The organism is Mesorhizobium sp. CAU 1732 (assembly GCF_039888675.1).
In the GTDB taxonomy this organism is placed as follows: Bacteria; Pseudomonadota; Alphaproteobacteria; order Rhizobiales; family Rhizobiaceae; genus Aerobium.
The window spans coordinates 2,692,571-2,716,184 of record NZ_JBDQQR010000001.1; the positions used below are offsets into that span (position 1 = coordinate 2,692,571).

At 65.0% G+C, this 23,614-nt stretch carries 24 protein-coding genes; 18 read left to right on the forward strand and 6 right to left on the reverse strand.

Translation table 11 applies throughout. The features are described 5' to 3' along the window. Window positions 1-22: 22 nt before the first annotated feature. The 6 genes from AAFN55_RS13105 to AAFN55_RS13130 all read left to right on the forward strand — a co-directional run bounded on the left by AAFN55_RS13105 (window position 23) and on the right by AAFN55_RS13130 (window position 6,295). Window positions 23-1,018 (forward strand): autoinducer 2 ABC transporter substrate-binding protein, encoded by a 996-nt coding sequence (locus AAFN55_RS13105; RefSeq protein ID WP_347799277.1) that lies wholly within the window; start codon window positions 23-25, stop codon window positions 1,016-1,018. A 65-nt stretch (window positions 1,019-1,083) separates the two neighbouring features. After that, entirely contained in the window at window positions 1,084-2,574 is a 1,491-nt protein-coding gene (locus AAFN55_RS13110) for a sugar ABC transporter ATP-binding protein (RefSeq protein WP_347799278.1), read from the forward strand. Continuing rightward, entirely contained in the window at window positions 2,571-3,584 is a 1,014-nt protein-coding gene (locus AAFN55_RS13115; protein ID WP_347799279.1) for an ABC transporter permease, read from the forward strand. Before AAFN55_RS13110 ends, AAFN55_RS13115 begins: the two co-directional genes overlap by 4 nt. Before the next feature lie 23 nt (window positions 3,585-3,607). Beyond that, window positions 3,608-4,606 (forward strand): dihydroxyacetone kinase subunit DhaK, encoded by a 999-nt coding sequence (locus tag AAFN55_RS13120; RefSeq protein ID WP_347799280.1) that lies wholly within the window; start codon window positions 3,608-3,610, stop codon window positions 4,604-4,606. 9 nt (window positions 4,607-4,615) lie between these two features. Continuing rightward, on the forward strand, window positions 4,616-5,224 hold the full coding sequence (locus AAFN55_RS13125) for a DAK2 domain-containing protein (RefSeq protein ID WP_347799281.1): 609 nt from the start codon (window positions 4,616-4,618) through the stop codon (window positions 5,222-5,224). Between the two features lie 9 nt (window positions 5,225-5,233). Then, window positions 5,234-6,295 (forward strand): aldo/keto reductase, encoded by a 1,062-nt coding sequence (locus AAFN55_RS13130; protein ID WP_347799282.1) that lies wholly within the window; start codon window positions 5,234-5,236, stop codon window positions 6,293-6,295. 5 nt (window positions 6,296-6,300) lie between these two features. Here AAFN55_RS13130 and AAFN55_RS13135 read toward each other — a convergent pair whose 3' ends face one another. Further along, window positions 6,301-7,233 carry a methylenetetrahydrofolate reductase gene (locus AAFN55_RS13135; RefSeq protein WP_347799283.1) on the reverse strand — a complete coding sequence of 311 codons (933 nt, stop codon included), beginning with the start codon at window positions 7,231-7,233 and terminating at the stop codon, window positions 6,301-6,303. Window positions 7,234-7,520: 287 nt separating this feature from the next. Between AAFN55_RS13135 and AAFN55_RS13140 the strand changes: the two genes are divergently transcribed. The 10 genes from AAFN55_RS13140 to AAFN55_RS13185 all read left to right on the forward strand — a co-directional run bounded on the left by AAFN55_RS13140 (window position 7,521) and on the right by AAFN55_RS13185 (window position 17,627). Beyond that, the gene (locus AAFN55_RS13140; RefSeq protein ID WP_347800256.1) at window positions 7,521-8,480 is read left to right on the forward strand and encodes a VOC family protein; all 960 of its coding nucleotides are present in this window, start codon (window positions 7,521-7,523) and stop codon (window positions 8,478-8,480) included. A 334-nt stretch (window positions 8,481-8,814) separates the two neighbouring features. Continuing rightward, window positions 8,815-9,456, forward strand: a complete 642-nt coding sequence (locus tag AAFN55_RS13145) for a TetR/AcrR family transcriptional regulator (RefSeq protein ID WP_347799284.1) — start codon at window positions 8,815-8,817, stop codon at window positions 9,454-9,456. 46 nt (window positions 9,457-9,502) lie between these two features. Beyond that, a complete protein-coding gene (locus AAFN55_RS13150; RefSeq protein ID WP_347799285.1) occupies window positions 9,503-10,432 on the forward strand; it encodes a TAXI family TRAP transporter solute-binding subunit in 930 nt (309 codons plus the stop codon). Between the two features lie 124 nt (window positions 10,433-10,556). Beyond that, window positions 10,557-12,506, forward strand: coding sequence for a TRAP transporter fused permease subunit (locus AAFN55_RS13155; protein WP_347799286.1), 1,950 nt, complete (start codon window positions 10,557-10,559; stop codon window positions 12,504-12,506). 20 nt (window positions 12,507-12,526) lie between these two features. Then, the gene (locus AAFN55_RS13160; protein ID WP_347799287.1) at window positions 12,527-13,417 is read left to right on the forward strand and encodes an amidohydrolase family protein; all 891 of its coding nucleotides are present in this window, start codon (window positions 12,527-12,529) and stop codon (window positions 13,415-13,417) included. Then, complete coding sequence (locus AAFN55_RS13165; protein WP_347799288.1) at window positions 13,414-14,145, forward strand: PIG-L deacetylase family protein; 732 nt, start codon at window positions 13,414-13,416, stop codon at window positions 14,143-14,145. The genes AAFN55_RS13160 and AAFN55_RS13165 overlap by 4 nt, the downstream gene beginning before the upstream one ends. Beyond that, window positions 14,145-14,816, forward strand: a complete 672-nt coding sequence (gene ligK, locus AAFN55_RS13170; protein ID WP_347799289.1) for a 4-carboxy-4-hydroxy-2-oxoadipate aldolase/oxaloacetate decarboxylase — start codon at window positions 14,145-14,147, stop codon at window positions 14,814-14,816. The genes AAFN55_RS13165 and ligK overlap by 1 nt, the downstream gene beginning before the upstream one ends. Then, window positions 14,809-15,873, forward strand: a complete 1,065-nt coding sequence (locus AAFN55_RS13175) for a 4-oxalomesaconate tautomerase (protein ID WP_347799290.1) — start codon at window positions 14,809-14,811, stop codon at window positions 15,871-15,873. Before ligK ends, AAFN55_RS13175 begins: the two co-directional genes overlap by 8 nt. Window positions 15,874-15,904: 31 nt before the next feature. Then, window positions 15,905-16,753 carry a formyltetrahydrofolate deformylase gene (gene purU, locus AAFN55_RS13180; protein WP_347799291.1) on the forward strand — a complete coding sequence of 283 codons (849 nt, stop codon included), beginning with the start codon at window positions 15,905-15,907 and terminating at the stop codon, window positions 16,751-16,753. Between the two features lie 16 nt (window positions 16,754-16,769). Further along, the gene (locus tag AAFN55_RS13185; RefSeq protein WP_347799292.1) at window positions 16,770-17,627 is read left to right on the forward strand and encodes a DUF1932 domain-containing protein; all 858 of its coding nucleotides are present in this window, start codon (window positions 16,770-16,772) and stop codon (window positions 17,625-17,627) included. Here AAFN55_RS13185 and AAFN55_RS13190 read toward each other — a convergent pair. Genes AAFN55_RS13190 through AAFN55_RS13205 form a run of 4 tightly spaced genes read right to left on the reverse strand, consistent with a single transcriptional unit; the run spans window position 17,624 to window position 19,855 of the window. Further along, on the reverse strand, window positions 17,624-17,944 hold the full coding sequence (locus AAFN55_RS13190; protein ID WP_347799293.1) for a YciI family protein: 321 nt from the start codon (window positions 17,942-17,944) through the stop codon (window positions 17,624-17,626). The two genes, AAFN55_RS13185 and AAFN55_RS13190, sit on opposite strands and share 4 nt — an antisense overlap. A gap of 19 nt (window positions 17,945-17,963) precedes the next feature. Next, the gene (locus tag AAFN55_RS13195; protein ID WP_347799294.1) at window positions 17,964-18,806 is read right to left on the reverse strand and encodes a class III extradiol dioxygenase family protein; all 843 of its coding nucleotides are present in this window, start codon (window positions 18,804-18,806) and stop codon (window positions 17,964-17,966) included. Further along, a complete protein-coding gene (locus tag AAFN55_RS13200) occupies window positions 18,799-19,152 on the reverse strand; it encodes an extradiol ring-cleavage dioxygenase (protein ID WP_347799295.1) in 354 nt (117 codons plus the stop codon). Before AAFN55_RS13200 ends, AAFN55_RS13195 begins: the two co-directional genes overlap by 8 nt. Next, window positions 19,145-19,855 (reverse strand): alpha/beta fold hydrolase, encoded by a 711-nt coding sequence (locus tag AAFN55_RS13205; RefSeq protein WP_347799296.1) that lies wholly within the window; start codon window positions 19,853-19,855, stop codon window positions 19,145-19,147. Before AAFN55_RS13205 ends, AAFN55_RS13200 begins: the two co-directional genes overlap by 8 nt. A 204-nt stretch (window positions 19,856-20,059) precedes the next feature. On the opposite strand from AAFN55_RS13205, the gene AAFN55_RS13210 reads away from it, so the two are divergent. Continuing rightward, window positions 20,060-20,794 carry a GntR family transcriptional regulator gene (locus tag AAFN55_RS13210; protein WP_347799297.1) on the forward strand — a complete coding sequence of 245 codons (735 nt, stop codon included), beginning with the start codon at window positions 20,060-20,062 and terminating at the stop codon, window positions 20,792-20,794. Between the two features lie 234 nt (window positions 20,795-21,028). Further along, window positions 21,029-22,441 carry an aminomethyltransferase family protein gene (locus AAFN55_RS13215; RefSeq protein ID WP_347799298.1) on the forward strand — a complete coding sequence of 471 codons (1,413 nt, stop codon included), beginning with the start codon at window positions 21,029-21,031 and terminating at the stop codon, window positions 22,439-22,441. 77 nt (window positions 22,442-22,518) lie between these two features. Here the strand turns inward: AAFN55_RS13215 and AAFN55_RS13220 are convergent, their stop codons facing one another. Continuing rightward, window positions 22,519-23,577: a nucleotidyltransferase domain-containing protein gene (locus AAFN55_RS13220; protein WP_347799299.1), complete on the reverse strand. Its 1,059-nt coding sequence runs from the start codon at window positions 23,575-23,577 to the stop codon at window positions 22,519-22,521. Window positions 23,578-23,614: the final 37 nt, after the last annotated feature.

Genomic DNA, 23,614 nt, shown 5'->3' on the forward strand with positions numbered 1-23,614 from the left:
AGGCCCAAACTGGGAGAGTGAAATGGCGTTTGGATTGAGAAAAATCATGATCGGGGCGATGGCCGCCTCCATGCTGGCAGGCGGCTACGTCATAAGCGCGGGAGCGCAGGACACGCGCGAGATCGTGACGGTCGTCAAGCTGTCGGGCATCGCGTGGTTCAACCGGATGGAAGAGGGCGTGCGCCAGTATGCCGAAGCCACCGGCAACAATGCGACGCAGGTTGGCGCGGCAACCGCCGACGCGGCCTTGCAGGTGCAGTTGATCGAAGACCTGATCGCGCGCGGCGTGGACGCCATCACGGTGGTTCCGAACTCGCCGCAGGCGCTTGAGCCGGTGCTTGCGCGCGCGCTCGAAAACGACATCGTCGTGATCGGCCATGAAGGCGCGACGCTCCAGAACATCACCTACGACCTCGAAGCCTTCGACAACAAGGCCTATGGCGAGCACCTCATGGAGGCTCTTGCCACAAAGATGGGCGGCGAGGGCGAGTATGTCGCGTTCGTCGGCTACCTCACCTCGGTGACCCACAATGAATGGGTCGACGCGGCGATCGCCTACCAGGAAGCAAAGTACCCCAACATGAAGCTGGTCGGCGGCAAGCAGGAATCCGCCGAGCAGCAGCAGACCGCTTACCAGAAGATGCGCGAACTGCTCCGCACCTATCCGAACCTCAAGGGCATGCAGGGCTCGGCCGGTGAAGACGTCGTCGGTGCCGCACTTGCCGTCGAAGAAGCAGGCCTCTCCGACCAGGTGTCGATCGTGGGCACCAGCCTCGCCTCCGTCGCCGGCCCCTATGTCGAGACCGGCGAAATCGACATGATCTCGTTCTGGGATCCGGCGCTCGCCGGCTATGCCATGAACGTTCTGGCCGAAAAGGCGCTGAAGGGCGAGACGGTCAAGACCGGCGACGATCTCGGCGTCGAGGGCTACAACGACGTGCGCGTCGACGGCAAGGTCGTGTACGGCCAGGCCTGGGTCGACGTGACCGCCGAAAACCTCGATCAGTACGACTTCTGATATCTGCGACCGGGCCGCTGCGCGCAGGCGCGGCGGCCCCTGACAGGCGACGGATCGGAGTCCACATGGCCGAACCCATTCTTGAAATCAGCGGCATTCGAAAAGCCTATGGCCAGGTTCGCGTGCTCGAGGACGTGTCGCTCACCTTGCGGCCCGGCGAAGTGCGATGCCTCGCGGGCGAGAACGGGTCGGGCAAATCCACCCTGATCAAGATCCTGTCGGGGGTCGTGGGGGCCGATGCGGGCACGGTGCGCATCGCCGATCACGAACTCGCAAACGATCCCGCCGCCGCCATCGATGCCGGCTTGTCGGTGATCTACCAGGACTTTTCCCTGTTTCCCAATCTGCTCGTGGCCGAGAACATCGCTTTCCTGCGCAGCGTGGCGCGGGGCGACCGCTGGCACAAGCGCGGAAGCGACGCGAAACTGGCTACCGACACGCTGGCGCGGATGGGCGTGGACATCGACCCGGCTTTGCCGGTGGAGTTCCTGCCGGTCGCGTCCAAGCAACTCGTCGCGATCGCGCGGGCGCTTGCCAACGATGCGCGCATCATCGTCATGGACGAGCCGACCACGGCGCTGACGCGCTCCGAGGTCCGCCGCTTGCAGGGCATCATCGAGGCACTGAAGAAGGACGGCGTCGCGTTCCTGTTCGTCAGCCACAAGACGGAAGAAATCTTCGCGTTCTGCGACACGATCACCGTGCTGCGCGATGGCCGGGTCGTGGCCGAGGGCAGCGCCGATGAATTCGACGCCGACAGGCTGGCCCGCGACATGACGGGCCGCGACATCGAAACCCATCGCCTGGCGCGCGAGACGGCGCCGTCCGCCGATCCGGTCATCGTGACGCGCGGCCTGACGCGCTTCGGCGCCTATGCCGACGTCGATCTGTCGATCGTTCCCGGCGAGATCGTCGCGCTGGTCGGCCTGCTCGGCTCCGGTCGCACCGAGCTCGCGCTGTCGCTGTTCGGCGAAATCCAGCCCGACCAGGGAACCATTGAATTCAAGGGCTTGGAGCGACGTTTTCGTGAACCGATCGAGGCGATGGACGCCGGCATCGCCTATGTGCCGGAGGATCGCCTGACCGAGGGGCTGTTCCTCGACCAGCCGATCGGCGACAACATCGCAATCGCCTCGCTGCAGAAAAGCGGACTGGTCGATCGCCGCGCGCTCAACCAGCGCGCCAGGGATGCGGTCAAGCGGCTGCGCATCAAGACGCCGGGCATCGAGCCGCCGGTGGCCACGCTTTCGGGCGGCAACCAGCAGCGCGTCGTGCTTGCGCGCTGGATGGAGCGGGCTCCCGAACTGATGATCCTCAACGGGCCGACGGTCGGCGTCGACATCGGCTCCAAGCGCGAAATCCATGAAATCCTGCTGCATTTGCGCAGCGCCGGAACCGCCGTGCTCGTCGTCACCGACGACATCGGCGAGGCGCTGGCGCTGTCGGACCGCATCCTCGTCATGGTTCGCGGACGCATCACCGCCACGTTCGACGCCGACAGCGTCGACGAGGAACGGCTATCATCGGCAGTGACCGAGGAAGGACCGGCACGATGAACGCCGCCACACGCATCCTGATGTCGCCGCAGAGCGTCGTCCTGATCGCCGCGCTCGTCTTCGCGCTGGTGATCGGCATCATCAATCCGAACTTCCTGTCGGTCGCGACGATCGTCGACCTGTTGCGCAATTCGCTGGTGACGGCAATCTTCGCGCTCGGCGTGATGATGGTGCTGGCGTCCGGCGGCATCGACGTCTCGTTTCCCGCCATCGCCGCCTTTGCCATGTACACCACGACAACACTGGTGCTGGGCGTCGATTTCAGCGTGCCGGTCGCCATGTTGTTCGTCGTCAGTGCGCTGATCGGCGCCGCGCTCGGTCTGGTGAACGGCATCCTGATCGGCGGTCTGGGTCTGCCGACGCTGATCGTGACGCTGGGGACGCTCAGCCTCTATCGCGGCGTGCTCCTGACCTTCGTCGGCACGACCTACATCACCAACGTACCGCGCAACGTCATCTCGTTCGCCCGCACGATGATCGTGCGCATGGAGAACGCGGTCGGCCAGCTCGCCTCGCTGCCGCTCTCCTTCGTCGTGCTGGTCGGCGTCACGATCTTCGTCGCGGTCCTCATGAACCTGACGAAGTTCGGCCGCGCGATTTACGCGATCGGCGGGTCGGAAGAGGGCGCGCGGCGCATCGGGATCAAGGTCGGCCGCACCAAGGTGATGATCTATGTCATCGTCGGCGCGATCGCGGGCCTCGCCGGCATGACGCATATGACGCTGTCGCGCATGGCCAATCCGTTCGATCTCGTCGGCATGGAGCTCAACGTCATCGCCGCCGTCGTGCTGGGCGGGGCGCGGATCACCGGCGGGCACGGAACCGTCACCGGCACCTTGCTCGGCGCGCTTCTGATCACCATGATCAACACCTCGCTGCTCAGCGCTGGCGTGCCGTCCTACTGGCAGCGCGTCGTCGTCGGCACGCTCATCATCGTCGGCACCGGCCTGCCGATCATCATCGACCGGCTGGCCAAGCGCCGCGAGCGCCTCGCGCAGGCGTCGGCCTGAATATTGGGAAGGAGCCCATCGCCATGAAGAAAATCCTCAACGACCCGGCCGATTATGTCGACGAGATGCTGGAGGGCTTCACCGCCGCGCATCCTGAATTCTACGCCCAGCCGGAGCGGCGGGTGATCGCGCGGCCGCAAGGCGCGACCAAGGGCAAGGTCGGCATCGTCACCGGCGGCGGCTCGGGCCATCTGCCGGTCTTCACCGGTTATGTTGGCCCCGGCTTCCTCGACGCCTGCGCGATCGGCGACGTCTTCGCCAGCCCCTCGGCCGAGCAGATGGCAAGCGCGATCCGCCACGCCGACGGCGGCGCGGGCGTGCTGCGCCTCTACGGCAATTACGGCGGCGACGTCATGAACTTCGACATGGCCGGCGAGATGGTGGAGATGGAAAACGACATCGCCACCTCGACCGTTCTTCTCGCCGACGACATCGTGTCCGCGCCCAAGGAGGAGGCCGCCAAGCGGCGCGGCGTGGCTGGAATGATCTACGCGTTCAAGATCGCCGGCGCCTGCGCGGACACCAAGGCCGACCTCGCCGAGGTGACACGCGTGTCGCAGAAGGCCGCGGATGCCTGCCGGTCGATCGGTATGGCGCTGACACCCTGCATCGTGCCGCAGGCCGGCAAGGCGAATTTCGAACTCGGCGAGAACGAGATGGAAATGGGCATGGGCATCCATGGCGAGCCCGGCATTTGGCGCGACGCGCTGCGCCCGGCCGACCAGATCGTCGACGAGATGATCGACCGCATCCTGGCCGATCATTCCTTCGCCGAGGGCGATCGCCTGTCCGTTCTGGTCAACTCGCTCGGCGCGACGCCGCTCGAGGAGCTCTACATCATGTATCGCCGCGTGCGGCAGCGCTTCGCTGATATCGGCGCGGAGATCGTCATGCCGCTGGTCGGCCGCTACGCCACCTCCATGGAGATGACCGGCGCGACGATCACGACCATCGCGCTCGACGATGAACTGGAACGCTACCTGAAGGCGCCCGCTGCCTGCGCCTATTGGCGCGTGGGGTGAGGGCTGGCCATGGCGACGATCGATAGCGCAACGCTCAAGACCACGCTGCAAAGGGTCGCGGAGGGCACCGCCGCCGCAGCCGCCGAACTGAACGCGGCCGATGGCCAGCTTGGCGATGGCGATCTCGGCATCACTGTTTCCAAGGGCTTCGCGGAAGCCGCCGCCGCGGATTTGCCGGCGGATGTCGGGCTCGCGTTTCTGGAGTGCGCCAAGGCATTCCAGCGGGTTTCGTCGTCGTCCTACGGCACGCTGGTCGCCACCGGCTTCATGGCCGCCGCCAAGGGCTCGAAAGGCAGCGAGACGCTCGACGTGAGCGCCATTCCGGCGCTTGTGGCTGCGGCGCGCGATGCGATGATGGCGCGTGGCAAGGGCGAGCTCGGCGCGAAATCCGTTCTCGACAGCCTCGATGCCTGCGCACAGGCGATCGACGGCGCGAGCGCGGACGATATGGCCGGCAAGGCCGTCCAGGCGGCGCGCGACACGCTGACCGCCTTCAAAGGACGCCCGTGCAAGCTCGGCCGCGCGCGCATGTTCGCCGAAAAGAGCGCGCAGCTCGACGATCCCGGTCAGATCGCCTTCCTGCGCATCGTCGAAGCGGCCTTTCCCCAATCAGCATAGGAACCGGTCATGCAGTATCGCACGCTTGGCCGCTCGGGCCTGAAAGTCTCGGCCATCGCCATGGGCACGTTCTCGTTCGGCGGCCGGGGCGATTTCGCCATGGTGGCGGAACAGGGCGTGCCCGAGGCGCGCAGGCTGGTCGATACCTGCATCGAGGGCGGCATCAACCTGTTCGACACCGCCAACATGTATTCGACCGGACTCGCCGAGGAAATCCTGGGCGAGGTTCTGGACGGCCGCCGCGACGAGGTGCTGATCTGCTCCAAGGCACGCATGCGCATCGGCGGGGGCGTGAATGACGAGGGCGCGTCGCGCTTCCACATCATCCGCGAATGCGAGCGCAGCCTGAAGCGGCTTCGGACCGACCATATCGACATCTATCTGATGCACGAATGGGACGGGCTGACGCCGCTGGAGGAAACGCTGGCGGCCTTCGAGACGTTGCAGGCGCAAGGCAAGATCCGTTATGCCGGATGCTCCAACTATGCGGGCTGGCACCTGATGAAGGCGCTGGGCATTTCCGAGCGCGAGCGCCTGCCGCGCTTCGTGGCGCAACAAATCCACTACACGCTGGAAGCGCGCGAGGCGGAATACGAACTTTTGCCAATCGCGGTCGACCAGGGCGTCGGCGTGATGGTGTGGTCGCCGCTGGCGGCAGGCCTCTTGTCGGGCGCATTCCGGCGCGATGCGTTCCCGGAGGATTCGCGCCAGGCGGCGGGGTGGAGCGAGCCGCCGATCCGTGACCGCGAACGGCTCTGGAACATCGTGGACGTGCTGGTCGAAATCGCGGCCGAGCGGTCGCTGACGCCGGCGCAGATCGCGCTCGCATGGACGCTGTCGCGGCCCGGTGTCGCGACGCTCGTGACCGGCGGGCTGACGCCTGACCAGTTCCGCGACAACATCGCCGCTGCCGATGTGGAGCTGACAGCCGAAGAGCGAGACCGTCTCAACCAGGTGAGCCGCCCGCCCTACATCTATCCCTACTGGCATCAGCACAATTTCGCGGCCGACCGGTTCAGCCCCGGCGATTGGGCACTGCACGACAGCTATCGCGACGTCGGCAAGGTCTGAGAGGATCAGGCGCGCGCGGCTTCGAGTTCCACGCTGTTGTGCTCGTTCATCCAGTCGGCGGCATTCCGGATGCCGCCCAGCGGGAAGAGATGCAGGTTCTCGATCAGGCTGTCGGGGCGGGCAGCCTTGTAACGGGCAAGCTCCGAGACGATTTCCGTCGGCTCATAGGGAAGCAGCAGCTTGGTGATATCCATGGCGCGCTTCTGGAGAACCCTCACCGAGGGGCCGACGCCGCAGGCCAGCGCGAACTTGATCAGCGTCTGGAGCTTTGCAGGCCCCGCGATTCCGACATGGATGGGGAGCGTGACGCCTGCCGCCTGTATCCGCTCGGCCCATGCCGTCACCACACTCGCGTCAAAGGCGAACTGGGTCGCGATGGCGATCTTCGCATCGGTGCGCGCGGCGAAATCCTGCTTCCACATCAGTGCCGCATCGACCTGCGTCGATGAGCCATCCGCGTCGATGTCGCGGTTGCCCTCCGGGTGGCCGGCGACGTGGAGATGGGTGAAACCGTGACGGTCGAATAGGCCCGTCTCGATCATCTGGATCGAGCTGTCGAACACGCCGGCGGGCGAGGAGACGCCACCGCCGAGCAGAAGCGCCTGCGTGACGTTCGCCTCACCGCGATAGCGCAAGATCCAGTCTTCCAGCATCGCCGCATCGGCGATGAGGCGGGCCGGCAGATGCGGCATGATGGGAAAACCCTCTTCGTGAAGACGTCGCGCGGTGGCGACCATGTCCTCGATCGGGGTCCCCTCGATATGAGCGATATAGACACGCGTGCCTTGCGGCAGCAGCGCGCGAAAATCGTCGATTTTCGCGGCGGTGCGCGGCATCACCTCGATCGACCAGTCCTGGGTCAGCGTGCCGGGAACCACAGACGGAACCGGCTGTGCCGATCTGCGCCCGGAGCGACCGAAGATATCCAGAATCGTCATCGTGGAATCCTTCCCAAAACCGGTATTGCAGCTATCATGTATACATGATGTGCGAGACGTCAATCGAGAAGGCATGATTTTCGCCGGATAGTTGCGCTGCGACTGTATTTTTCGGTGTATCGGTATGCGTCGCGCTCGTTCGTGAATACATGGCGAGCGTCGATCAGGCCGCCAAAATCGGGGAGGGCGCTTGCGCGTTCCGGGCCGAGTTTCTACGATTTGCGCCAACAGGGAGGACGCGCCATGACGAATCGACAGGACACCGGACCATGCCGGCGGGCGGCGCGATGACGGAGCCTTGCTTCGACGTCGCCCATCTCGGGCATGTGGAACTGTATACCGACCGGTTCGAGGAGAGCCTCGACTTCTTCGTCCGCGTCTACGGTCTCACGCCAAGCCTGGTCGAGGACGGCGTCGCCTATCTGCGCGCCTTCGACGATTATGAATTCCACACGCTCAAGCTGGTGCGCCACAGCACCACCGGCATCGGCCACGTCGCCTACCGCACGAGTTCGCCGGAGGCGCTCGAACGGCGCGTCGCGGTCATCGAGGGCATGGGGTGCGGGATCGGCTGGGTGGATGGCGATGCCGGCCATGGGCGGGCCTATCGCTTCTCCGATCCGGACGGCCACATCTTCGAGCTCTACTACGACACCGCCGTCTATGAAGCGCCCGAGGACGAGCGTCCGGCGCTCAAGAACATCGCGCAGCGATATCATGGGCGTGGCGCGGCACCGCGCCGGCTCGACCATCTAAACCTGCTCGCCGCGGACGTCTCGGCGATCCGCGACTTCATGACCAAGGCGCTCGGCAGCCGCGTGACGGAGCAGATCCAGCTCGACAATGGCAGGCTTGGCGGCTGCTGGTTCACGGTCAACAACAAGAGCTACGACATCGCCTATTCGGAAGATCACTCCGGCGGGCGCGGGCGCTTTCACCACGTGACCTATGCGGTCGACCAGCGCGAGGACATCCTGCGCGCGGCCGATATCTTTCTGGAAAACGGCGTCCACATCGAAACCGGCCCGCACAAGCATGCGATCCAGGGCACCTTCTTCCTCTATGTCTGGGAGCCTGCCGGCAATCGCGTCGAGCTTGCCAATGCCGGCGCGCGGCTGATCCTCAGGCCGGACTGGCCGACCGTCACCTGGACGGAGGCCGATCGCAGGAAGGGGCAGGCCTGGGGGCTCAAGACCATCGAGACCTTCCACACCCACGGCACGCCCCCGGTCGAACCCAAGACCTGAGGTCTGCTCCACGGATCAAGCGATAGACCGGATCACCCGGGCGCGGTTCCGGATGAGGTGGAATCGCTTTGCGCGAACACCCCCTCCACCGCCTCCGGCGGTCCCCCTCCCCCATAAAATGGGGGAGGATCCACGTTGCGGCCATCCTCGACCTGGATCCTCCTCCGTTTACGGGGGAGGGGGACCACGAAGTGGTGGAGGGGTGTTTCGGTTAAAACCCGACATGGCCCGCGCGCTTCCGCGTGCCCGCGCGCGGTCGTCCATCGCACTCCCCGCAGCAGCGAGTGTTGACATGACCAAGCAATTTGTACAAACGTACAAGGAGATTGGTCATATGGAGGAGACCGTGGGCGGAGACGTGCGACAGCGATTGATCGATACTGCGGCGACGCTGTTTTCGCGCAACGGCTACAGCGCCGTGTCCATGCGCGAGATCGCCAAGGCGGCCGATGCCAATGTCGGCAGCCTCACCTATCATTTCGGCTCCAAGGCCAATCTGCTGCGGGAAATCTACGAAAGCCGGACCGCGCCGATGAATGCGCGCCGTCTGGAGCTTCTTGGCGAAGCCAAGCGCATTCAGGACAGGCACGACAGGTTGCGTGCGATCCTGCGCGCCTATGTCGTTCCGGCGTTCTCCTCGTCCAGCCATGGCGACGGGGGCGGTGCGGAGTTCACCCGCATGCGCGCCATCCTGTCGGCCGAGGGCAACGAGGATGCGCGTTCGATCATCGCCCAGGCCTTCGACACGACGAGCCGCGCCTTCATCGACGCGATCGGCGAATGCGTTCCGGGCGCACCGATCGACGGCCTGATCTGGCGAAGCCAGTTTCTGCTCGGATCGCTCTATTACGCACTCATCAACCCCGAGCGCGTGAGCCGTCTGTCGGACGGACGCGTGGACGGCAACGATCACGATCGTGCGATCGAGCAGATCGTCGAAGCGAGCCACGCAAGCTTCCTTGCGCTCGCCACCTGATGGGAAAACCCATTCAACCAACATGCCAATCCAGGGAGGACGGGCAATGAAACTTTTCAAATCAATCGTCGCAATGGGCATAGCCTTTGCCATCACCAGTTCGGCGCATGCAGCGGAGCGCGTGTCGATCGGCACGGGCGGCACCGGCGGCCTCTTCTACGTCATCGGCGCGGGCATGGCGGACATCCTGAACCAGCATATGCCGGACACGACCGCACGGGCCGAAGTCACCGGCGCATCGGTGGAGAACATCCGCCGCGTGGCAGCCGGGCAGATGACTTTCGGCTTCTCCTCCTCCTCGACGCTCTACGAAGCGACCGTGGCGGAAGGTCCGTTCCAGGAAAAGCTCGACGTCGCGGCGCTCGCGTATCTCTATCCGGCCGTTCTCCAGATCGCGACGATCGAGGGTACCGGCGTCGAGACGATGGAAGACCTCGCCGGCAAGCGCATCAATCTCGGGCCCCCCGGCTCGAACTCCGCGATCCTCGTCCAGCGCCTGATGGAAGCCTACGACGTGTTCGATGCAGGCAACGTGCAGTTCCTCTCCTATTCGGAGGGCGCGACCGCGTTGATGAACGGGGTGATCGAGGCGACGGTCGTGCTGGCGGGCGCGCCCACCGCAGCCCTGATCGACCTCGGAGCGCAGCGCAACATGCGGCTGATCTCGATCGATGCCGACAAGGTCGACGCGCTGACCGCCGAATACCCGTTCTACCAGCTCTATGAAATCGCGCCCGGCACCTATTCCGGCCAGGACGAAACGGTGCTTGCCATCAACGATCCGGCGACGATCTTCACCAGCGCGGGCGCTGACGAGGAAACCGTCTACCAGATCACCAAGGCGCTCTTCGACAATCTCGGCGCGCTGGGCGAAGTGCATCCGCAGGCGCGTGCGATCTCGCTCGACACCGCTACCGAAACGCCGATCGCCCTGCATCCGGGCGCTCAGCGCTATTTCGACGAGGCCGCTCAGTAGCATCGACAAGCTGCGGGATGGCGATGCCGATCCGCAGTTTCCTGCCTTTCCATCCCGGCGCGCATCCGTGCGCGCCGGCACCCCACGACGCCGCAGCGGTTTCAGCCGCGCGAAGCGAGGACAGATGTCGCAAACCCTGAATGAATTGCGCCTTCCCCAAGACGGCGCAGGGCCGCGCGAGACGGCACTCATATCCATCCTCTATGTCGCGCTCGCCCTGGTGGCGAACGGGCTCGTCATCTATGGCGCGTTCTTCGGTGCGATCACGGCGCTTCTGTTGCGGTCGCTGTTCTTTTCCGCCGTCGCCGCAGCCGGCCTCATGGCGGCGGGCCTCAAGATGCGCTCGCCAGTGCTGCGCATGGTGCTCTATGCGTTCGCGCTCTTTGCGCTGTTGCCCGGGCCCTATCTCTACCAGTCCTATCTCGACATCATCATGCGCGGCGCGATGGCGAATTCGATGGACGAGATCATGTTCGTCGGGACACTGCTGGTGGTACTGCTGCTCGTCCGCCTCTCGATCGGCTGGTCGCTGCTCGTGCTGTCGCTCATCTCGCTCAGCTATGCCTATTGGGGCTATCTGATCCCCGGCAAATACGGCCATGGCGGCTACGACCTGTCGCGGCTCGCATCGACGCTGTTCTTGTCGACCGAGGGTTTCTACGGCGTCCCGATGGGCGTCGCGGTCGAATACATCTTCCTGTTCGCGCTGCTCGGCACCGTGCTGATGCGTATGGGAACCGGCGAGGTCTTCGTCGACATCGCGCGCGGACTGACAGGCCGCGTCCAGGGCGGTGCCGGCCTGTCGGCGACGCTCGCCAGCGCCATGCTCGGCACGATCAACGGCAGCGCGGTCGCCAATGTCGTGACCACCGGCCCCTTCACCATTCCGCTGATGCGCCGCACCGGCTTTTCGGCCAAGACCGCCGGTGCGATCGAGGCGGCGTCATCCTCCGCCGGCCAGATCCTTCCGCCGATCATGGGTGCGGCAGCCTTCCTCATGGCCGAAATCGTCGGCGTTCCCTATGCGCAGATCGCGCTTGCGGGCCTCGTTCCGGGCCTGCTCTACGTGCTTGCCCTGATGGTGGCGGTCAGGCTCGAAGCCGGCCGGCTCAATCTCGAACGCGATACGTCGGGCGGCCTGCGTTTCCTTGGCCAGGCCCTGAAGACGCGCGGCTATCTTCTCATTCCGCTCGTGGGCCTGATCGGCCTGATGATCTCCGGCATGACGCCGACGCGCGCGGCCGTCTACTGTCTGGTGTTCGCTCTACTGCTGTCGCCATGGCGCAAGGAGACGCGCGTCAATCTCATCGACCTCCTGGCGATCTGTCGTTCGACCATGATGTCGGCGATGCCGATCGTGGCCGCGGTGGCCGCCGCCGGCATCGTCATCGGCGTTCTCAACCTCACGGGCATGGGGCTGATGGTCTCCGGCCTGATCATCGAGGTGGGCGGCACCAATCTCTGGCTGGTGCTGATCCTGACGGCTCTGGCAGCCTTCGTCCTCGGTCTCGGCCTGCCGACCTCGGCGGCCTATCTGCTGCTGGCCGTGCTCGTCGCGCCGGCGCTGATCAGGCTCGGGCTCGATCCCATCGTCGCGCATATGTTCATCTTCTATTTCGGCCTCGTCTCGGCGATCACCCCGCCGGTGGCGCTCGCGGCCTATGCGGCGGCCAGCATTTCCGGCGCCGATGCGAACGCGACCGCATTCGAGTCGATCCGGCTCGGCTTCGTGAAGCTTCTGGTGCCGTTCCTGTTCGTCACCATGCCGGGCCTGCTCTTCCGTGACGATTTGTCGAATGTGTGGATCGCCGTGCCTCTTGCGGCGATCGGCTTGACGGGATTGTCCGTGGCGTTCGCGGCATGGCTCGTCCGGCCGATGACATGGCTCGACCGCGCCGCCTTCGTCGTCGGCTCGCTGCTCGTGTTGTGGCCGAGGCCGGTCGATGCGTTCGATGTCGTCACGCTCGCAGCCCGCGTCAGCGGCCTGGCGATCCTGGTCGCGATGACAATGCGGCTGATGAAAAGCGGCTACCAGCCCGACGCTGCCGCAGCCCGTCCCGCGGGCAACGCATAATGGAAGTCCAAGGAGTATCGATGACGCCCACGCCGCTGCCGTTCCATCCCAACCCGAAGAAGCCGGATATCGCCCTGCCGGCGGGCGCGTGCGATGCGCATTGCCACGTCTTCGGGCCTGCCGCGCGCTTTCCCTTTGCGCCGCAGCGCACCTACACGCCGGTGGATGCGCCCAAGGAGACGCTGTTCGCGCTGCATCGGCATCTCGGTATCGAGCGATCCATTCTCGTGCAGGCGAGCTGTCATGGCACCGACAATGCCGCGATGATGGACGCCATCGCCGCGTCGGGCGGGCGCTATCGCGGCATCGCGATGGTGGACAGGGATATCGGCGCCGACGAGCTGGCGGCGCTGCATGAGGGCGGCGTTCGCGGCGTGCGGTTCAACTTCGTCACCCATCTGGGCCAGCCGGCCGATTTCGACGCGATCCGCGAGATCACGGCGAAGATCATCCCGCTGGGCTGGCACGCGGTGGTGCATTTCGACGCGCATCGGCTCGAAGGCCTGGCCCCGTTCCTGCGCGAACTGCAACTGCCCATGGTGATCGATCACATGGGCCGCATCGACGCGTCGGCCGGTATCGAACAGCCGGCGTTCCGTCTGCTGCTGGACCTGATGGAAGACGAGCGCTTCTGGGTGAAGGTCTGCGGCTCGGAGCGTCTGTCGCGCGCGGGTCCGCCCTTCGAGGATGCCGCCGCCTACGGCGCGCTTCTGGTCGAGCGCTTCCCCGATCGCGTCCTGTGGGGCACCGACTGGCCGCATCCGAACATCAAGCAGCACATGCCCGACGACGGCGCGCTGGTCGATCTCCTCAGCATCATCGCGCCGCGGCCCGACCTCATGCAAAAGCTGCTCGTCGACAACCCGACGCGCCTATATTGGCCCGAAACGCTTGGAAGGGAACTGACATGACCAACAAGACTGCATTGGTGATCAGCGCGCATTCTGCGGACTTCGTCTGGCGCTGCGGCGGCGCGATCGCGCTTCACGCCGACAAGGGCTACGACGTGACGGTGGTGTGCCTGTCGTTCGGTGAGCGCGGCGAAAGCGCCAAGCTCTGGAAGCATGAGGGCATGACGCTGGAAACGGTGAAGACCGAGCGTCGCCGCGAAGCCGAGAATGCCGCAAAGGCGCTCGGCGTGCACGACATCCAGTTCTTCGATCTCGGCGACTATCCGCTGGAGATGGACCGCGCGGCGAAGGACCGTCTGGTCGACGTGATGCGTGCCGTTCAGCCGTCCTTCATGATGACGCATTCCAAATACGATCCGTACAACACCGACCACATGTATGTGTCGGAATGGGCGCTCGAATGCCGTGCCATCGCTCAGGCCTGGGGACACAAGCCGGGAGAGAAAATCCTCGGCGCGCCGCAGCTCTACCTCTTCGAGCCGCACCAGACCGAGCAGATGGAGTGGAAGCCCGACGTCTTCCTCGACATCTCGCCGGTGTGGGACAAGAAGTGGGCAGCCATCCAGTGCATGGAAGGTCAGGAGCACCTGTGGCAGTACTACAAGAATGTCGCCGAAAACCGGGGCAACCATTTCATGCGCAATTCCGGCGGCCAGGCGGGTGGGCGCAAATCGACCCATGCGGAAGGCTATCAGTCCGTCTTCCCGCGAACCGTGGATGAACTGTGATGGGCATTGTCGTTCAAAACATCGCGCGGGCCGAAGCGTCCGTCATCGATCGCCTCGCCGCTTGCGGTGTTGCCACGGTGCATGAGGCGCAGGGGCGCAAGGGTCTGCTCGCGAGCTATATGCGGCCGATCTATCGCGGCGCGCGCCTTGCCGCCAGCGCCGTGACCATCTCGGCGCCGCCCGGCGACAACTGGATGCTCCACGTCGCCATCGAACAGCTTCAGGCCGGCGACATCCTGCTTCTGGCGCCGACGAGCCCCTGCGAAGACGGCTATTTCGGCGACCTGCTGGCGACCTCGGCGCAGGCACGGGGCTGCCGTGGCCTGATCATCGATGCGGGCGTGCGTGACGTCTCGGACCTGACCACGATGCAGTTTCCCGTCTGGTCGAAGGCGATTTCCGCGCAGGGCACCGTCAAGGAAACGCTGGGCTCGGTCAACGTTCCGGTCGTCTGCGCCGGCGCACTGGTCAACCCCGGCGACGTGATCGTCGCCGACGATGACGGCGTCTGCGTCGTGCGTCGCGAGGAGGCGGAAGACGTGGCGGCGAAAGCCGAGGCCCGCGTTGCGGCCGAAGAGGAGAAGCGCGTGCGCATGGCCAAGGGCGACCTTGGGCTCGACCTCTACGGCATGCGCGAGAAACTGGCGGCGAAGGGCCTCAAATATGTCTGAGACCGCGCAGGCGGGCATCCGCTGCATGTGGATGCGCGGCGGCACGTCCAAGGGCGGGTATTTCCTGGCCGAGGATTTGCCGGCGGACGTGGCCGCGCGCGATGCCTTCCTGCTCGGCGCGATGGGGTCGCCCGACGCGCGCCAGATCGACGGGATGGGCGGCGGCGATCCGCTGACGTCCAAGGTGGCCGTGGTCAGGCGGTCGCAGCGCCCGGATGCCGATGTCGACTATCTGTTCCTGCAGGTCTTCGTCGATCGGGCGGTCGTGACCGACGCGCAGAACTGCGGCAACATCCTCGCGGGCGTCGGGCCGTTCGCGATCGAGCGCGGCCTCGTTGCGGCGGCCGGAGAGCAGACCGAAATCCGCATCTTCATGGAGAACACCGGGCAGATCGCCGTCGCCCGCGTCGAGACGCCGGACGGGCGCGTCACCTATGCCGGCGAGGCGCGCATCGACGGTGTGCCCGGCACGTCCGCGCCGATCCCGATCACCTTTCAGGACACGGCGGGCTCGTCCTGCGGCGCGTTGCTTCCCACGGGCAGGGAGGTGGACACGATCGACGGCGTGGACTGCACGCTGATCGACAACGGCATGCCGTGTGTCGTGATGGCGGCAGATGCTCTCGGCATCGAGGGTACCGAGACGCCCGAGGAACTGGAAGCCGACACGGCGTTGCGGGCGCGTCTGGAAGCGATCCGCCTCAAGGCCGGGCCGATGATGAACCTCGGTGACGTGGCGCAGAAATCGGTGCCGAAGATGACGATGGTCTCGCCCGCGCGGGCCGGCGGGACGGTCTCGACGCGGACCTTCATCCCCCACACATGCCACGACGCGATCGGCGTGCTGGGCGCGGTCAGCGTGGCGACGGCCTGCCTGCTGAAGGACGGGCCGGCCGCGCGCATCGCAACGATTCCCGAGGGGGACGAAAAAACGCTGTCGATCGAGCACCCGACTGGAGAAATGAGCGTCATCGCGACGATGCGTGGTGGAATTGTCGCGAACGCCGCTGTTTTGCGCACCGCGCGTAAGCTATTCGACGGCGTGATATTCGGCTGACCGCAATCCTCCCCAGGCACGAGACAAACACATGACGCACTACATTCTCACACTTCGCTGCAAGAACCGCAGTGGCATCGTCGCGGCGGTTTCGAGCCGTATCGCAAGCCATGGCGGCGACATCACCGAGGCGCATCAGTTCGACGACGCGGAAACCGGCAACTTCTTCATGCGCGTCGCCTTCTCAATGGAGAGCGGGGGCGAAGCCTTCCGCGATGCGCTGCAAGCGGAGATCGACCGTTTCGAGCTCGACGTGTCGTTCCGGCCGGCCGACCAGAAGCGGCGGGTGCTTCTGATGGTGTCGAAATTCGACCACTGCCTCGGAGACCTGATCTACCGGACGCAGATCGGCGAGTTGAACATGGAGGTGGTCGGCATCGTCGCAAACCATCCGGCGAGCACGCTGAACGTCATCCTGCCGTCCGATATCCAGTATCACCACCTTCCGATCACGAAGGAAACGAAGCCGCAGCAGGAAGCGCAGATCAAGGCGATCATCGAGCAGACCGGCGCGGAACTGGTCGTGCTGGCGCGCTACATGCAGGTGCTGTCGGACGATTTTTCCGCCTATCTGTCGGGGCGCTGCATCAACATCCACCACTCGTTCCTGCCGGGGTTCAAGGGCGCCAAGCCCTACCATCAGGCGCATGAGCGCGGCGTGAAGATGATCGGCGCGACGGCTCACTATGTGACCGGCGATCTCGACGAGGGCCCGATCATCGCGCAGGACGTCGAGCATGTGACGCATGCCGACACGCCCGACAATCTCGTGCGCAAGGGCCGCGACATCGAGCGCCGCGTGCTGTCGCGCGCCGTTGCGTGGCACCTCGAGGACCGCGTGCTGCTCAACGACGGCAAGACGGTGGTGTTTCCCAGATAGAACGGACGATGCGGCGATGAAGATCGGATTTCTGGGCTACGGCGAGGCCGCTAGAGCCTTTCATGAAGGGCTTGCCCGGCCGGGTCTCGGGGTCGTCGCCTACGACCGGCTTCTCGATGGCGACGACACGGCGATGCGCGATGCGATGTCCAAGCGGGGCGCCGCGATCGCAGAAACGATCGCTGGTTTGGCCGAGGCCGACTGGATTTTCAGCGCGGTGACGGCGGACCAGAGCCTTGCCGCGATCCTTCCGCTGCTGCCGCATCTTCGGCAGGGGCAGGTGGTCATCGACATCAACTCCGTGTCGCCGGACCGCAAGCGCGAGACGGCGGCGGCGGTCGAGGACGCCGGCGCTGCCTATCTCGACATGGCGGTGATGGCGCCCGTGCATCCGCGCAGGCACCAGACGCCGGTGCTTCTGGCGGGCGGCATCGCTTCCCGCATGCTTGCCGAACTGTCGGCGCTCGGCTTTTCGGCCGAGATCGCCGGCGATGCGCCGGGTGCTGCCACGGCGATCAAGATGGTCCGCTCGCTGTTCGTGAAGGGACTGGAGGCGATCACCGTCGAGGCGCTGCTGGCGGCGAAGGCATCCGGCTGCTTTCCCGAAATCCTCGCGTCGCTGTCGGCGTCCTATCCCGGTCTCGACTGGCCGCAATTCGCCGAATACCAGCTTGAGCGCACCACGCGACACGGCAAGCGCCGCGCCGCCGAAATGCGCGAGAGCGCGGCGACGCTCGATGCGCTGGGGTTGACCGGCGGACTGGCGCGCGAGATCGCAGCCGTGCAGGAACGCATGGGCGAGGCCGGTGTGCAGGAGGCGGAAGGCCTCGAAGAAACAGTCTCCGAAATCCTCGCCGCGCGGCTAAGAGGCTAGCGCCGCGCCGTCATCGGCTCGGTGATGCGGTTGGCCTGGAACGTGTCCGGCAAGGGCGTGATCTCGATCGACGCCACGATGCCCTCGCGGTTGAACGGATCGCCCTCTGCGAAGTCGCGGGCCGCAATGGCGCTCTGCGCTTCCAGTATCCCGAAATTCCCGATCGACGCGCCCGCATCGTCCTGAAGTGCGGATCCGATCAGGACGACGGCAAGGCCGTCGCCGCCGGACTGGACCCACGCCCGGTGCGCGGGGCGGTGCCGGTCACGGGCATCGTCCTGGCCGGGATGGTGCAGGCAGCGCATCAGGAAGAACATGGCGGGCTCCCGAGCCGGCTCAGGCGGCGTTTTCGAGCACCACCATGCCCGCGCCCGTCATCGAGGCCGGTGCGTGATAGTGCTTGTGGATCAGGTTCACCTTCGGGTTCATCGCCGCGCGCATGACCAGCCACATGATCAGCTCGGCGCCTTCCGAGCCGAACTCCTCGACATAGTCCTCGCGGCTCATCGACCGGTAGCGCTCGGGATCGGCGGCGATGCCGTCGAGCCAGGCGCGGTCGGCGGCCTGGTTGATGAAACCGGCGCGCGCGCCCTGAAGCTGATGCGACAGGCCGCCGGTGCCGAGGATGACGACGCGCTCCTCGCCGGGCCAACTCTCGATCGCCTCGCGCAGCACCGTTCCCATCTCCCAGCAGCGCTGCGGCGTGGGGATCGGGTACTGGATCGTGTTGACCCAGATCGGCAGCACCTTGACCGGCCAGGCCTCCGGCTTGCCGAAGAACAGTTCCATCGGCACCTGAAGGCCGTGATCGACCTCGATCTCGCGGCAGACGAGCGGATCGAAATGGCGCTGCACGAGCGTGTCGACGAAGTGCCACGAGAAATCGACCGCACCCTCGAAGGACGGGATCGCGCGCGGGCCCCAGCCCTCGTCGACGGGGTCGTATGTCTCGGCGACGCCGACCGCGAAGGTCGGAACCTTGTCGAGGAAGAAGGTGTTGCCGTGGTCGTTGAAGATCACGACGGCGATATCGGGCTTCGCCTCCCGCATCCATTCTTTGCCGGCCTCGTAGCCGTCGAAGAAGGGCTTCCAGTCGGCGCTGTCGCGCAACCCCTTGTCGAGGGCAGCGCCGATCGAGGGCACGTGGCTGGTTCCCAGACCACCGATGATCCTAGCCATTGCGCTTTCTCCCAAGGCGTTCGTAGACAAAATCGTCGTGAGACATGCCGGCCTGCGCCGCGCCGATCTCGGTGATCGGGGTCGGATCGACAGCCGCGATCTTCAGGATGAAGAAGAGGTTGCCGCCGAGGCGCACCATCTCGTGCCAGTCGCGTGATTTGACAGCTGTCAACTCCTCCGCGGTCAGGCCGAAGCGCGCGAGATAGGCATCCTCATCGGCCTTGAAGGCGTCGCGGTTGGCGGCCTGTCCCAGACCCATCGCCATCTTGTTGAGACGATAGCCGCGCAGCGAGCCGGCGCGGTCGAAAAGCGGCGTGTCGGGAATGCTGCCTTTGGTCTCAGCCATGAGATCCTCCGAATTTGCGGTTGAGCCACGCGATGATCGCGGCATTGACCTGCTGCGGCTGTTCGATCGGCGCGAAATGACCGGCGCCATCGACGATCGCGAGTTCGGCGTCGGGCGCCGCATCGGCGATCTCGCGGTGCTGCGCGACCGGGCTCCAGCCATCCTGATTGGCGGCGACCAGCAGGATCGGGCAGGCGATGCCGGGCAGGTATGTTTTGGCATCGGGCCGGGCGAGCAGGGCGCGGATCTGGCGCTCATGCGTGTCCGCGCCGACCTCCACCACCATCGCTTTCAGCTCCGCGACGAACTCCAGGTCGGAGACCCGTGCAGGATCGAGCATGGGGGGCAGCCATGTGTCGGCAAGAAGCTCGATATCGTCATGGCCAAGGTCGATCATCTGCTGGCGCTTGACCTCCTCGCCGTCGCGTTTGGCGTTGTGCCCGGTGTTGGCGAGCACCAGCCCGCGCAGGCGAGCGGGAGCCTGACGCGCCATTTCCATGGCGACGCGACCACCCATCGAATGGCCGACGGCGATCAGCTCGCCATCATGCTCGGACAGAAGACGCGCCGCCATCGCGGGGATCGTGTCGTCACGCGTTACGTCCGCGTGGATGGCTGGCATCGACCCCTCGAGTGCATCGCCAAGCGGGGTCCACACCAGTGACGTGGATGAGAGGCCCGGAATGAGCAGGAGCGTCGGCATGAATGGCAATCCTCCATCGCGCGACCAATCATTATGTATACATATTGTCAATGTGAATTTGGGATTTACGCGAGTTTCGCGTAGAATTTTACCATTATAGGCATAACATGCATACATATGCGCAGGGCAGGGGGCAACATCGGAGGGCCGGCAGACGCGGCCCCGCGGCCTGTGCTATAGCGGGCGGGCAAGAGGGGAATGTCGATGAGTGAGAGTCAGGCCGACACACACGCGCGCCGTGCCGTTATCCGGCTGCGCGAGAAAATCCTGAGCGGTGAATTGCCGGGCGGGGAGCGGCTGTTCGAGGTGCCGCTTGCCAAGACGCTCGATATTTCCCGGACGCCGGTGCGTGAAGCCATGTCGCGGCTTGCGGCCGAAGGGCTTCTGGAGCGTCTGCCAAATGGCGGCTTCGTCGTCCGCGTCTTCGGCTATGACGACGTCATCGATTCCATCGAACTGCGCGGCGTGATGGAGGGGACCGCTGCCCGTCTCGCGGCGGAAAGGGGCGTGGCGCCGCATCTGCTCAAGCAGATCAAGGCGACGCTGGAGGCGCTCGACGGCTGCTTCGGCGATCTGCCCGACGATGTCGATTTCGACGCCTATGCCGATCTCAACGAGCGCTTCCATCAGGAACTCGCGCGGCTTCCCGGCAGCGCCACCATCCAGCGCGAGGTCGAGCGGGCGAGCGCGCTTCCTTTCGCGTCGCCGTCGGCGTTCCTGCCCGACAACGCCAATATCACCGCGTTCCGGCGATCGCTTCGTTCGGCGCAGGAGCAGCATCACTGGCTGATCGAGGCGATCGAGGCGCGTGAGAGCAGCCGCGCCGAGGCGATCGCGCGTGAACACGCCCGCACCGCGCGACGCAATCTGGAGTATATTTTCGGGGAGGACCCGGCGCTGATCGGGCAGTTCCGCGCGCTCGCGCTTCTGCGCAGCTAGAGCATCGGACCGAAACGTGGAATCCGGTTTTCGGGTTCTTCCGATGCTCAAACAAGGAGATAGATCGCCACTTTTGCGTCCGTCAGGATGCGCGGCGATCTAAATGGCATCCTGTATTCACGAAGGCCCCGTCGACCCGACGATTTCGCTGTCGGGTGAGAATTCGCGCGTGGCATCTAGCCAAATCCGCATCATCATGTATACATGGAGGAAATTCAGCAGGGAGGAATCCACATGACGAAATCCAGTTTGAGCGACGTTCTGAAGGAGAAGGGCAACACGGTCGAGCTGCTGCGCAACTCGCAAGTGGGCATGTATGTATACCCGGTCGTCGCGCCCGAGTTTTCCAACTGGCGGACCGAACAGCAGGCGTGGCGCGAATCCGCGGTGCTTTTCGACCAGTCGCACCACATGGACGAGCTGATCGTCGAAGGCCCGGATGCGGAGAAGTTCCTCGCCTATCACGGCATCAATTCGTTCTCGAATTTCGACCTGAACCGCGCCAAGCATTTCGTTCCCGTTACGCCGAACGGTCACGTGATCGGCGACCACATCATCTTCCGCGAGCGGCAGGACAAGTTCATTCTGGTGGGCCGTGCGCCGACGTCGAACTGGCTGATGTTCTGCGCGGCCTATGGCAAGTGGAACGTGCGCATCAAGCACGACCCGCGCTCGCCGTCGCGGCCCGAGGGCGAGCGTGTCCTGCGCACGCATTACCGCTACCAGATCCAGGGTCCGGACGCGCCGAAGATCTTCGAGAAGATGAATGGCGGGCCGGTCCAGGAGATCAAGTTCTTCCACGTCGACTGGATCAATGTCGGGTCGAAGAAGGTCCAGGCTTTGCGCCACGGCATGTCGGGTGCGCCCGGCCTGGAAATCTGGGGTCCCTACGAGGACAAGAGCTACATCCACGCATGCATCATGCAGGCGGCGAAGGATGCGGGCGTCAATCTGGTGCGCTGCGGCAGCCGCGCCTACTCGACCAACACGCTCGAGTCGGGCTGGATCCCGTCGCCTCTGCCGGGCATCTACACCGGCGACGGCATGCTTGAGGCCTATCGCGACTGGCTGGGCGCCGACAGCTACGAGGCAACCGGCGCGATCGGCGGCAGCTTCGTCTCCGACAATATCGAGGACTACTACGTCAACCCGTTCGAACTCGGCTACGACTTCTACATCGGCTGGAAGAAGGACGACTTCATCGGCAAGCAGGCCCTGCAGGCGATGAAGGGCCAGACGAACCGCAAGAAGGTGACCTTCGAGTGGAACGCCGAGGACGTCGTCAACGTCATCGCATCCGCCTTCCGTCCCGGCGAGGACCACTACAAGTGGATCGACCTGCCGCAGCCGAACTACGCCTCGACCAGCGCCGACCTGATCCTGCGTGACGGCAAGCGTGTCGGCATGTCGATGTTCAACGGCTACAGCTACAATGAGCGCTGCATGCTGTCGCTCGGCGTGGTCGATGCCGATGTGCAGGAAGGCGACGTGCTGACATTGATCTGGGGCGAGCCGGACGGCGGATCGGCCAAGACCTCGACGGAACGTCACAAGCAGGCGGAAATCCGCGTTCGCGTCTCGCCGACGCCCTATGCGCGCCAGGCGCGCGAGAACTACGCCGATAGCTGGCGCTCCAAGAAGGGCTGATCGCAGGCCTCAGATAGATCGACACAAAACCCCGCCGGACTGTTCCGGCGGGGTTTTGTCGTTTGAGCGCTGACGGGTCAGAATGCGTACGGATCGTCCGAACCGGTTCCGGCCGGGGGCGTGAAAAGCGGCGCCGCCCGGTCGAATATCTTGCGCGGTATCATCCGCAGCGCCTCCCATTCATAGGGCAAATGAGGCATGTGGGTCGCCACGATCGCGGCCACGGCGCGCGCCTGCGCGGCGTCGCGCTGACGCTTGATCGGCTCGCGCCCCGGTTGGCTGGATACCCAGAGCTTGTGCGCGGCGAAAACGCGTGGGTCGGTCGACACGATACGCAGCGGTGCTCCGCGCTCGTCGATGGCGACGGCTTCGAAATCAGGCGCATTCTCGTGCCAGCCAAGTCCTTCTATCGCCACCGAGCTGAGGTCGCGCGCGTCTGCGCCGATGCGTTCGCGCTCGGCTACCCAAGGTTGGCTTCTCTGTGGCCGGATCAGATCGACCAGATAACCCTCGCGATTGACGGCGCGAAACGCCTGAGCGGTGCGTTTGAAACTCTTGTCGACCTTGTGCAGCAGCCCGAGGAGCGTCGGTTCCTCGACCTCCGCCGAGGCTGCCATGCGAAGATGCTGCCGCGCATCCATCAGGAGGTCGATGTCCTGCGTGGCGGTGATGCCGGGATCGACCATCACGCCTGCGGCGGCTTCATAGGTGTAGATCGCGTTGGTTCCGACAATTCGTATGCCGTTGCCCAGTAGTCCGGCGTCTTCCAGTGCGCGGATGATGCGGGCACCGATCATCGGCACGCGGCCAAGGCTGAGCGCCCGGTTCACGGCCGCCTGTCGCGTCATCGTCTCGCGCATGGACTGGAGGTCGGCGAGCGCTTCGGATCGTCCGCGTTCCCATTCCTCTTTCCGGCGTTCCGTTTCGGCACTGCGACGGCCAAGTGACGTCTGACGGCGCTTGCCCGACCGGTCATAGTAGCTGCGGGCGAGATAGGTCTCGCCTTTCACTTCCTGCCATACAAATGAGCCACGATACCGTCCCGCGCGTGACACAGCCGCCCGATAGGCCGCGAAGCGCTGCTCGGAATTCACCTTTTCCCGGCGCTGGTCGTTGTTGAGATCGTGAAAATCCATCGTTTCAACAGTTCTGGCCAAAACAGGAGGGCGCTGT